Below are 1,188 nucleotides of genomic sequence, written 5' to 3'. Positions count from 1 at the left end.
GACAGGTGTAAATTAGGATATAACCGTTGGAATTTCACTCTGGCATCTGAAGCTGCAAAACGCCAATCGATTTTAGCTTTCTGCTGGTTACGCTCCTTTTCCCAAGCACTAATTTCTTGACGTAAAGTCTCAATGTCAGGAATGCGTCGGTCTAAACATTGACGTGAGAGAACAGAGATTTCAATTTCTACTTGATTCAACCAACTACCATGTTTCGGAGTGTAATGAAATTCTAAACAATCAAGAATTCTTCTAGCCTCAGATGGTCGAAAAGTTTCATATAAGGCAGCAGGAGTATGAGTATTTAAATTATCTAAAACTACCCGAATTTTATGCGCTCTTGGAAAGTAAACATCTACTAGATTTTTCATTTGATGAGCAAAATCTTGCTTAGTTCTTGATGAGGTAACTTCTACATGCCGCCAGCCATAATGAGGAGCGTAGAAAACGAACAGATTACATGTACCTTGACGAGAATATTGATAATCTATCCGAGTTTTTTGGTCTGGCTTACAAGCTAAAGGCTCTACAAGATCACCTAATAACTGATAGGGTCGTTCATCAAAACAAACTATTGGGTCAAAGCAGTTGAAAGATTGAGCATATAAGTATAGTAAGTCTTCCATTCGATATACATATTCGCCATTTATTTCACCAATACACCATTGTTCTTTTAACCAAGGTTTTACTTTATTTTTTTTAATGTTGTACGTACTGTTTCGTCTGAGATGCTGTCGATTAATTCGAGACTAACTAATTTATCGGCTAAAAGTTGCATTGTCCAACTTTCATGTCCAGTTGGTGGATTACTACAAGCAGTTGCAATTAAAAACGCTTCGGTTTGGGGAGTTAGTTTTTTATCTCTTCCCTTACGGGGACGCTCAGATAGTGCTAGTTCTACTCCTTCTTCTACGTATCTTTGACGTGTGCGATGAACTGTTGATTCTCCTAACATCAACATGTCCGCGATCGCTGAATCTGTATAACCTTCATTTGCCAATAATAAAATCTGCGCTTTCTTAAAGGTACGAGCGGAATTTTTACCTTTTTTGGTTAAATCCAATAGTTTATCTTGTTCCTCTTGAGTTAGGCTAACAGTATATTTAGCTGACATAACTTTTAAAAGTGTTTTCATACCATTATTTCACCTACAGAGCAACCTGTCAAAATAACTTTGGTGGACTACTA

At 37.0% G+C, this 1,188-nt stretch carries 1 protein-coding gene; it reads right to left on the bottom strand.

Annotated features, from left to right (window positions below):
• Window positions 1-1,114, bottom strand: a protein-coding gene (locus FNW02_RS38190) for an IS630 family transposase (RefSeq protein ID WP_191762642.1) whose coding sequence is annotated in 2 segments (ribosomal slippage) — window positions 1-694 and window positions 694-1,114 — 1,115 coding nt annotated over the 2 segments. Because the reading frame shifts where the segments join, the coding sequence is not laid out codon by codon here. This gene is flagged as partial in the annotation.
• Window positions 1,115-1,188 lie beyond the last annotated feature (74 nt).

The organism is Komarekiella delphini-convector SJRDD-AB1 (assembly GCF_014831675.1).
GTDB lineage: Bacteria > Cyanobacteriota > Cyanobacteriia > Cyanobacteriales > Nostocaceae > Komarekiella.
This window is presented reverse-complemented; position numbering and strand designations above follow the sequence as displayed.